Below are 7,039 nucleotides of genomic sequence, written 5' to 3'. Positions count from 1 at the left end.
GCCAAACCGAAACCGACAGTCGCGATAGGACCAACGATGGCGCTTGCTATGACAGCAGGTAATAAAACAATGGGCTTTCTGAGTACGTTAGGAATTTGCAGCATACTGGTACCCAAACCCTGTGATATCAAACCACTGACGCCATTATCTTTAAAACTAGCTACCGCAAAACCAACCATATGTGCCGCGCAGCCTACCACTGCTGCCCCGCCTGCAACTCCGCCAAGTCCAATAGCAATACAAATCGCCGCACTTGATGTCGGCATCGTTAGCAAGATACCAACCACGACAGCGATTACGATACCCATTAATAACGGCTGCAAGGTGGTTGCCGCTTGAATCCCTTGACCAATAGCATTGACCGCAGCAACGACAGGAGGATTGAGTAGTGCACATACCGCCAATGCCACAGCGCAAACCAGTAAAGGTACCAGTAGAATATCAAGCTTTGTCTTGCCCGCGACCCAAGTACCGGCACGATAAGCAAAAACTGACGCTAAATAGGCACCAATCGGATTACCTGGCAGAGCAGCAAAGGTTGCCGGACCTGCTTCTTGTGCAATAAACAAATTCCCTGCCATCAAAGCTTCAGAGTGAGCACCCAACATACCAGCGACTAAGCAGCTGAGCATCACCAAAGTTGGCGCTTTTAGATAATAAGCAATGCCGACGCCGATGCCCGCTCCCATGAGTACGGATGCCAGTTTACCGACTGCAATGAGTGCCGGCAGATTTAGCCAACCACCGATTTGCGAGATAATCAGACCAGCGATTAGGGTGACAAACAGTCCCAATGCCATGCCAGTAAACGCATCGATAAAGTATTTTTGGAAAAATACTTTGATTGGACTTGGAGTGGTTACTGCTGAATCAGTTACCGTCATAGCGATACTCTCGGTTAGTGTTGCAATAAAAAGTAGATTAAAAAAGCTTGATATAGTGGCTTGAACTTAGAAAAATACAGTGATATTAGCAAAAAAAATGTATAAAAAAAGCGCCACTGTGACGCTTTTTTCTCAACAATCAAATCGATCTGAAACTAACGACGTTGTTCAACGATAATAGAATCAATACCATTATTCTGCAGGCGCTGCTGCGCAGTAGCAACCGCTTGGCGACTGTTCATCGGACGTGAGATAACCTGATAGATAGGCGAGCCATTACCAGTAGTATTTTTGACGACTCTTGCGTCAACACCAGCCATCAATACTTGCGCACGGCGACGATCGGCTTCATCAGCATCACCAAAGCTGTTGATTTGCAAAATATAAGTAGCAGGTTTGGCAGCCTGAACAGTTGCAGTACCAGCCTTGGGTTTGGTGGCACTTGTGCCCGTATTACTGGTCGCTGGCGTCCCATCATAGGTCGCATCTTCTTCCACAATGACAATGTCATCATTAGCATCGCTATTAGAAGCACTACTGCCAGTATTTGGCTCACTGTTTGAGCCTTCAGAGACATTACCCACATCTTCATTACTGCTGGACGCTGTACCATCAGTTTGATTGACGATCACATCTGGTTCAAAGTCTGTAATTTGACCAAGTTGATCGCTGTTAGTCTCGCCAAATTCTTCATCAGGGACAGTTGCCATCTCTTGATTGGGTAAAATATCATAGAACTCATAGTCACCATTGTCTGCATCAGGATCCACTCTTTGCTGTATTTGCTTATTAGGATCTCCAGCAGTATCAGCAGGACTAAAATTAAACCATGGTGACAGATATAAGAACACCCCGATCATCAGCGTCAACACTGCACCAACAAACATCCATAATAAGCCTGACGCACTACTTGTTTTGCGCTTTTCAGTGGCACCTCTTGGTTTTTTGGCTAACATGGATCTCGTTCTCCCTACTGAATTTATCTGTCATTATCGAATTATTACTATCAGTTGCCAGCTTTATATTACATGCTAGACGGTGCGGACAGCCCTAATAAACCAAGCCCGTTGCTGATGACTTGGCGTACTGCTTTAGACAAGCGTAGACGAGCTTGCATCATCGCAAGCTCGTCTGCGCTTGGCGTCTCACCTGAAGTTAAGCTCACTGGTAGGATACGATTGCTGTCGTACCAACCATGAAATAGCGCCGCCAACTCTTTAAGATAGTTGGTCAATATATGCGGCTCGTAACCAGTCGCTGCACGCAGCAAAGTAGCAGGATAAGCAGCAAGCAACTTAATCAGCTCCTCTTCACTTGGGGCAACAAGCAACTCTTGCTGCGCAGCACCAATCGCATCATCCACACTTAGGCCGCTGGCTTCTAGTTTTTCTAACACACGGCAAACGCGGGCATGCGCATACTGGATGTAATATACCAAGTTGTCTTTACTTTGCGATTTGGCAAGCTCTAAGTCAAAATCAACATGTACTTCAGGCTTACGCGCGACATAATAAAAACGCGCGGCATCATTACCAACTTCATGACGCAGCTCACGTAAGGTCACAAATTTGCCAGAGCGTGACGACATCTGCACTTTTTCACTACCGCGCCACAATGCCACAAACTGTACCAATACTACATCCAGACGCTCAGCATCGATACCTAATGCTAACAACGCTGCTTTTACGCGCGGCACATAACCATGGTGGTCGGCGCCCCAAACGTTAACGACCTTATCAAAACCACGGTCGAACTTATTCTTATGATAGGCAATATCAGACGCAAAATAGGTGCTTTGACCATTAGCGCGGCGTACTACACGGTCTTTTTCATCACCAAAGTCCGTCGATTTAAACCAGATATTACCCTCTTTTTCGTAAAGATAGCCTTTTTCATCTAAGAGCTGCAGTATCGGCTCAATCTCGCTATCGATTGATCTTTCGCTAAACCAGCATTCATAGTTGACGCCAAAATCGTTCAGATCATCTTTGATATCTGCCAAAATACTATTTAAGGCTGCATTTAAAAACAGCTCATAGTCTTGACCAAGTAAGGTTTTACTATTGGCAATCAGACCATCAATATGCGCTTCTTTGTCACCTGAGAGTAATACTTTTTCACCCTCTGCATTTATCTCATATTGCGCATCTGCTACCACGTCTTTAGCAATTTCTGCAAAGCTACGTACATAGCTATCACCATGCTGTGCTTTTAACGTCTGAGCTATATCGCGGACATAATCACCAACATAAGCGTTGGATGGGAAGACGACCGTTTCGTCATTAATCTCTAAATAACGTAAATAAGTACTGGTTGCCAAGATATCCATCTGCCGACCAGCATCATTGACATAATACTCACGTGTGACGTCATAACCGATGGCTTCAAGCAAATTTGCCACACTCATGCCAAATGCAGCGCCGCGTCCATGACCGACATGCAAGCTAGAGGTTGGATTGGCAGAAACAAACTCAACTTGTATTTTTTGTCCATCAAACTGCTTACTTAAACCAAAGCTTGTTTGTGAATTAAAGATATCATCTAACACGGCGAACTTGGCTTCAGTATTCAAAAATACGTTGATGAATCCTGGACCTGCGATTTCTACTTGGCGGATATCTTGATTCTCAGGCAATGCATTAACAATTTTTTCAGCCAACTGGCGCGGATTGGCTTTGGCAGCTTTAGCGGCAGTAAGGGCAATATTGCTTGCAAAGTCACCATGACTGGCATCTTTAGTACGTGTAATTTGGCTGTTATTTTGCCAATCAGCCGGTAGTTCGCCGTCATTTTTGAGGACTTGAATCGCACTGTCAAACAGTGAGGCGAGCGTATCAATTTGGGCTTGTGACATAGGACTATAAACTCAGATAAATAAACAATAAAAATGGTGGAATATAAAATACGACGAAAAGATAAGTAACCTATAAATATAACAACCTTTGCAGGCTATTGCACTATTTGAACCAAAAATAGCGATAAAATCCTATTTATAGCAAGGTGCTAGATATTATTTGGCGTTTAAGGGCTATTATAATTGGCAGATGACTTATCGGTCAGAGCTATTGTAGCGTTCCTGTTTCCCAAAGATGGCGAAACATTCATCCCTAGCCTATTCCGCGTTATAATAACGCCATTTATTGACTACCTTCTCTAGATATCGTGACGCTTAAATACTTATTCAACTATTTGTAAGTATTTCATTAAAAAGCCATAAAAATAACGAACAGAGAACGTGGTACTTTACTACTTTCTATACAGGATCACATCATGTTTGCTATTGCTGCCAGTACCGTCACCAGTTGGGGGTTGTACGTTTTATTACCCATATTCATTGCTTTCTTATTTTTTATTATTTGGGACTTATCAAAACAGTCTGATGCAGGGCGCGCGGGCACATTTTGGATGTTTTTGGCGCTTGGTGCTGGTTTTATCGGCTTTATCTTAAAAGTATTGATAGAAATGGCATTTACAAGGTGGTTTATCTAAACATTGTTGACGCTTTATAGCCTTGGCATTCATTTTTTATGATAACTTTTTAGCACTTATTTTTTTGCAATAATCGTTGCGCGCATCGGTGCAGGATAGCCTTCAACGGTCTTGGTTTGATCATTGGGGTCTAAGAAATCTACTAGCGAATGATAGTTCATCCATTCAGTTTTGCGCTGCTCATCGGTTGAGGTTACTGCCACATCGACGCAGCGCACCTCAGTAAATCCGGCTTTTTCAAGCCAGCCGGTCAACGCTGCCACCGATGGTAGAAAATACACATTATTCATCTGGGCATAGCGGTCGTGCGGCACCAGTACCGTATTGGCATCGCCTTCAATGACCAAGGTCTCAAGTACCAGTTCACCGCCTTTAATCAGCTGAGCTTTTAATTGTTGCAAATGCTCAAAAGGTGACTGACGATGATAAAGTACGCCCATGCTAAACACGGTATCAAACAGCTGACTATTATCCGGTAAGGCTTCAAGCGGCACTGGAATATAGTGGGTACGATAACTGCCTGTGTCATGAGCATCGGCACTACCTACAAAATGCCGAATCGCCATAAACTGATGATAAAACAAGCACGATGGGTCAATGATGATGACCGTCTCAGCGCCTGCTCCTGCCATACGCCAGCCATGATAACCAGAACCGCCGCCCACATCTAAGACACGGCGACCTTTTAAAGGACTCAAATGCGGTGCGACTCGTTGCCACTTCCAGTCACTGTGCCATTCCGTATCGATAAATATCGAATTACCTGTGTCATTACCAATTTTAAAAGGTCCTTTACGCCATGGCATCAACTGCTTCAATAATGCCGTCGCTTGCTTGTACTCAGAGTCAGTCAATGGTGCATTGATAGTCAATATATCGCTATCTAACTGCACATTGTCGACGGTCAATATTGGCAATCGCGCGACTGACGCTTGATAAGCCGGCGCATGAGCGTAGTTGGCTTTATCTTTTATATCATTTAACCATGTAGGCAGTTGCGTGAGCCACTCATAAGCATTCGGCTGCTGCTGCGCCCATGCTAGTAAGGTTAAATATAGTTCGCGTTCCGCGTGGATGATAGTGTCGTTAAGCATAAAAACGGATTACTCTGTTGATCAAAAGATAGGATGACATTTAACTTTAAGAATGTAGCTGTTATTTAAACGCCACAATAGAGACGAAGTTTAAAAATTGAAACCAAGTCAAATGGCGCTGAAAACCAACTTGCGCTAACCTCGTATGATGCTCATCTAAAGTATCCGTAATAAGGACGTTCTCTAGCGCATTACGCTTGCCGCTGATTTCCATCTCGGTATAGCCATTGGCGCGTTTGAAATCGTAATAACGCTCAACCAACCATGCATCATACTGCTCATCAAAAGCATGGGTTTTTTCGGTCAATACCAATATACCGCCTTCGCTAAGTGCTACATAAATTTTCTCGAGTACCGCCACTCTATCGGCAGCAGGCAAAAACTGTAAAGTTAAATTTAAAATCACCATATCACATGGCTCAAGCTCGATATCACGAATATCCGCAGTGATAACTTCTATATCATGCTTAGGATAATTATCACTTAGCAAGGTAGTCGCTTCACTGGTCATCGCAGGTGAAATATCAATCGCTTTAATCTGCAAATCTTGCGGCTCAAACTCGCCAGCCAATGTCATACTTGCGGCACCCAATGAGCAGCCTAAATCATAAATACGGCTCACACGCTGTCCATTATCGCCTTGCTGACGATATTTACAATGACGACGGGCAAATATAGGTAGCATTGCCAATACTTGACCATAACCTGGAACACTGCGACGAATCATGTCCGGAAAACAAGCCACCACTTGCTCATCAAATGAAAAGCGCGCCGCCTTATCTAGTGGCGTGGTGAATAGGGTGTCATGTTTAACAGTAGCAGGCTGAGATTGGCTCATAGGGTAACTCATTCTTTGGTAATAGAATTTAGACTAGATGGCAATTAGCAGTTTATTCAATATTATTAATGGAGCGCTGATAGGCGTAGCAAAAGCCCATTATAACATTACTGTTTGTTACTTATCGCGGTCAACTGCGCTGTTAAGCTAAATCAAGTTTGCTAAGCAAATAACGTTTGGCTCATACTATGATAGCTATAATTAACAACGACAAAAATAGGAATTATTATGCAAACCATTATATTAGGTGGCGGCTGCTTTTGGTGCACAGAATCGGTATTTTTATCGGTAAAAGGCGTACAGTCTGTGGTATCAGGCTACATGGGTGGTGATGCCGTCTCTGCCAATTATGAAGCCGTCTGTGGCGGTAATACCGGTCACGTCGAAGTGATTAAAGTGGAATTTGATGAAACTGCTGTACCATTAGAAGTCATCCTTGATGTGTTTTTTGCCACTCACGATCCCACTACTATGGATCGTCAGGGTAATGATGTAGGCAGCCAGTATCGCAGCGTGGTGTTCTATACTGAAGAAGCGCAAAAGCCAACTGTTGACCGCACCATAAATAAGCTACTTGACATGGGTATCAATGTGGTCACCGAAGTCCATCCTGCTCTAGAATTTTATAAAGCAGAAGACACACATCAAGACTTTTTTAATCGCAACCCAGGACAGGCTTATTGTAACTTTGCCATACCGCCAAAACTTGCCAAACTACGTAAAGAATTTAGCCA

The 7,039-nt window shown here is 43.7% G+C and carries 7 protein-coding genes; 2 read left to right on the top strand and 5 right to left on the bottom strand.

The window, feature by feature from the left end:
- The 3 genes from VLN09_RS06600 to argS all read right to left on the bottom strand — a co-directional run.
- Positions 1 to 884 (bottom strand): PTS sugar transporter subunit IIC (locus VLN09_RS06600; protein WP_325244850.1); only part of this gene is annotated, 884 nt, incomplete at its 3' end.
- A 155-nt stretch (positions 885 to 1,039) separates the two neighbouring features.
- A complete protein-coding gene (locus tag VLN09_RS06595) occupies positions 1,040 to 1,840 on the bottom strand; it encodes an SPOR domain-containing protein (RefSeq protein ID WP_325244848.1) in 801 nt (266 codons plus the stop codon).
- Between the two features lie 68 nt (positions 1,841 to 1,908).
- On the bottom strand, positions 1,909 to 3,738 hold the full coding sequence (gene argS, locus VLN09_RS06590) for an arginine--tRNA ligase (RefSeq protein ID WP_325244846.1): 1,830 nt from the start codon (positions 3,736 to 3,738) through the stop codon (positions 1,909 to 1,911).
- A 416-nt stretch (positions 3,739 to 4,154) separates the two neighbouring features.
- Between argS and VLN09_RS06585 the strand changes: the two genes are divergently transcribed.
- The gene (locus VLN09_RS06585) at positions 4,155 to 4,373 is read left to right on the top strand and encodes a DUF2788 domain-containing protein (protein WP_325244844.1); all 219 of its coding nucleotides are present in this window, start codon (positions 4,155 to 4,157) and stop codon (positions 4,371 to 4,373) included.
- A gap of 56 nt (positions 4,374 to 4,429) precedes the next feature.
- Here the strand turns inward: VLN09_RS06585 and cmoB are convergent, their stop codons facing one another.
- Positions 4,430 to 5,467: a tRNA 5-methoxyuridine(34)/uridine 5-oxyacetic acid(34) synthase CmoB gene (gene cmoB, locus VLN09_RS06580; RefSeq protein ID WP_325244842.1), complete on the bottom strand. Its 1,038-nt coding sequence runs from the start codon at positions 5,465 to 5,467 to the stop codon at positions 4,430 to 4,432.
- Positions 5,468 to 5,528: 61 nt separating this feature from the next.
- Entirely contained in the window at positions 5,529 to 6,317 is a 789-nt protein-coding gene (gene cmoA / locus VLN09_RS06575; protein WP_325244840.1) for a carboxy-S-adenosyl-L-methionine synthase CmoA, read from the bottom strand.
- 216 nt (positions 6,318 to 6,533) lie between these two features.
- Between cmoA and msrA the strand changes: the two genes are divergently transcribed.
- The coding region (gene msrA, locus VLN09_RS06570) for a peptide-methionine (S)-S-oxide reductase MsrA (protein ID WP_325244838.1) at positions 6,534 to 7,039 on the top strand (506 nt) is incomplete at its 3' end.

The organism is Psychrobacter sp. (genome assembly GCF_035469765.1).
Classification (GTDB): domain Bacteria; phylum Pseudomonadota; class Gammaproteobacteria; order Pseudomonadales; family Moraxellaceae; genus Psychrobacter.
The sequence above is the reverse complement of the archived record's forward strand: the minus strand, read 5'-3'. Positions and strand labels throughout refer to the sequence as shown.

What these genes read in the sequence shown, in the direction of transcription:
- VLN09_RS06585 (WP_325244844.1), top strand. Translation starts at nt 4,155, where the DNA reads ATGTTTGCTATTGCTGCCAGTACCGTCACCAGTTGGGGGTTGTACGTT.
- VLN09_RS06595 (WP_325244848.1), bottom strand. Translation starts at nt 1,840, where the DNA reads ATGTTAGCCAAAAAACCAAGAGGTGCCACTGAAAAGCGCAAAACAAGT.
- cmoA (WP_325244840.1), bottom strand. Translation starts at nt 6,317, where the DNA reads ATGAGTTACCCTATGAGCCAATCTCAGCCTGCTACTGTTAAACATGAC.
- cmoB (WP_325244842.1), bottom strand. Translation starts at nt 5,467, where the DNA reads ATGCTTAACGACACTATCATCCACGCGGAACGCGAACTATATTTAACC.
- argS (WP_325244846.1), bottom strand. Translation starts at nt 3,738, where the DNA reads ATGTCACAAGCCCAAATTGATACGCTCGCCTCACTGTTTGACAGTGCG.